Below are 2,302 nucleotides of genomic sequence, written 5' to 3'. Positions count from 1 at the left end.
CGAGGGTCTCGTCCTTGGCCGGTTTCCTCAGGTCGAAGTCGGTGCCCCAGGCGGAGAACGTGAGGGTGCCCGCCTTGCCGGCGCGCACCAGGCGCACCGGGTACGGCTTGCCCTCCAGTGAGACGTCCAGGGTGCCGCCGGAGCCCTCGTCGCCGGTGACGCGGATGGTGCGTACGCCCGACTGCTCGTGGTGGCCGTCCTTGGCCAGTTCGCCGTGCAGGGTCAGCAGACCGTCGAGGAGGACGCCCTTGTCCGTGAAGCCGATGAACTTCTTGTACGACGGATCGCCCTGCGGCACCTTCACATACTTCTCGGCGAGCTTGCCGGCCGCCGCCGCGTCCGCCTCGCCGTCGTCCGCCTTGCCGTCCTCGTGGCCCCAGAACTCGGCACCGGCCTTCAGGTACAGCTCGTCGTCGACCCGCAGCAGGCGAAACGTCTCGCCCTCGGTGGTGACCGAGCCGATGCCGCCCTCCTCCTTCAGCCGCATGTCCAGCGTGTACGTGCGTCCGCTGGTGACCACGGTGCCGTGCAACCGTACGGTGCCGACCGACCCGGCGGCCTTCTGGGATCTGTTCTGGATCTGGTCGGCGGGCAGTCTGCCGACACCGTTGGTGCCCTCGTTCGGATCCTCGGAGCATCCCGTGAGCGCCGTCCCCGTCACGAGCAGCGCGCACACGGCGCCGGCCAGCGTGGCCCTGCGGGAACGGCCCCGGTAGATCGGAATCACAGGTGGGCTGCCTCTCTGACGGGGGACCTGAACGGCGTACCGCAGGGTACCGGGGCCGGACGGTCCGAACGGAGCCAGTCCGTCCGGACCGGTCGCCGGCGCACGGATGATCGGTACGGGCTAGCCTGAAGCCCACCCGAGCGGGCAATCCGGATAACGGACGCGGCAGGCAGTACACGGCAACGAAAGACCCCGCACGGAAAGGAGTGGCGGCCATGGCAGGGGGCGCCCCACGGTTCTTCGTCTCGCACGTCTCCGGTGTCGCCGTCTTCGATCCGGCCGGCGACCAGGTGGGGCGCGTGCGCGACCTGGTCGTCATCCTGCGGCCGGGCCGGCGTCCGCCGAGGCTGCTCGGCCTGGTGGTCGAACTCTCCACCCGCCGCCGTATCTTCCTGCCCATGACCCGGGTGACCGCCGTGCAGTCCGGCCAGGTCATCACGACCGGGGTGCTCAACGTGCGGCGCTTCGAGCAGCGGCCCACCGAGCGGCTCGTCTTCGGTGAGCTGCTGGACCGGCGGGTGACGCTCGTGGAGAGCGGCGAGGAGGTCACCGTCCTCGACCTGTCGGTGCATCAGCTCCCGGCCCGCCGCGAGTGGGAGATCGACCGGGTCTTCGTGCGCAAGGGGAAGAAGGGCGGCGCGTTCCGGCGCGGCAAGGGCGAGGCGCTGACCGTCGAGTGGTCCGCGGTCACCGGTTTCTCCCTGGAGGAGCAGGGGCAGGGCGCCGAGAACCTGCTCGCCACCTTCGAGCAGCTCCGCCCCGCCGACCTCGCCAACGTCCTGCACCACCTCTCCCCCAAACGGCGCGCGGAGGTGGCCGCCGCCCTCGACGACGACCGGCTCGCCGACGTACTGGAGGAGCTGCCCGAGGACGACCAGATCGAGATCCTCGGCAAGCTGAAGGAGGAGCGCGCCGCCGACGTCCTGGAGGCCATGGACCCCGACGACGCGGCCGACCTGCTGGGCGAGCTGCCCGAGGCGGACAAGGAGCGGCTGCTGAGCCTGATGCAGCCCTCCGACGCGGCCGACATGCGGCGCCTGATGTCGTACGAGGAGCACACGGCGGGCGGTCTGATGACGACCGAGCCGATCGTGCTGCGGCCCGACGCGACCGTCGCGGACGCCCTCGCCCGGATCCGCGAGCCGGACCTCTCCCCCGCGCACGCCGCGCAGGTCTACGTCTGCCGCCCGCCCGAGGAGACGCCCACCGGCAAGTACCTGGGCACGGTCCACTTCCAGCGCCTGCTGCGCGACCCCCCGTACACGCTGGTCGGCTCGATCCTGGACGACGACCTCCAGCCCCTGGACCCGGACGCGGCACTGCCCGTGGTCGCCGGGTTCTTCGCCACGTACGACATGGTGGCGGCGCCCGTGGTCGACGAGTCGGGGTCGCTGCTGGGCGCGGTGACGGTGGACGACGTACTGGACCACATGCTGCCCGACGACTGGCGGGAGACCGAGTTCCACCTCGACGAGGGGGTGGTGACCGATGACTCCTGAGCGCGACGGCGGGCGCGAGCGCGTGCCGGCGGGCGCCACGGCCGCCGGACGGCCGCGCACGCCCCGTCTGGACCAG

At 71.6% G+C, this 2,302-nt stretch carries 2 protein-coding genes; one reads left to right on the top strand and one right to left on the bottom strand.

The genetic code is table 11. The annotated features are described in order from the left end of the window. A partial coding sequence (locus tag B7767_RS32240) for a hypothetical protein (RefSeq protein WP_085575222.1) occupies nucleotides 1-727 on the bottom strand: 727 nt, incomplete at its 3' end. A gap of 215 nt (nucleotides 728-942) precedes the next feature. Here B7767_RS32240 and B7767_RS32235 point away from each other — a divergent pair. Further along, nucleotides 943-2,226, top strand: a complete 1,284-nt coding sequence (locus B7767_RS32235; RefSeq protein ID WP_085575221.1) for a magnesium transporter MgtE N-terminal domain-containing protein — start codon at nucleotides 943-945, stop codon at nucleotides 2,224-2,226. Nucleotides 2,227-2,302: the final 76 nt, after the last annotated feature.

Source organism: Streptomyces sp. 13-12-16 (assembly GCF_002114215.1).
Taxonomy (GTDB): domain Bacteria; phylum Actinomycetota; class Actinomycetes; order Streptomycetales; family Streptomycetaceae; genus Streptomyces.
This window is presented reverse-complemented; position numbering and strand designations above follow the sequence as displayed.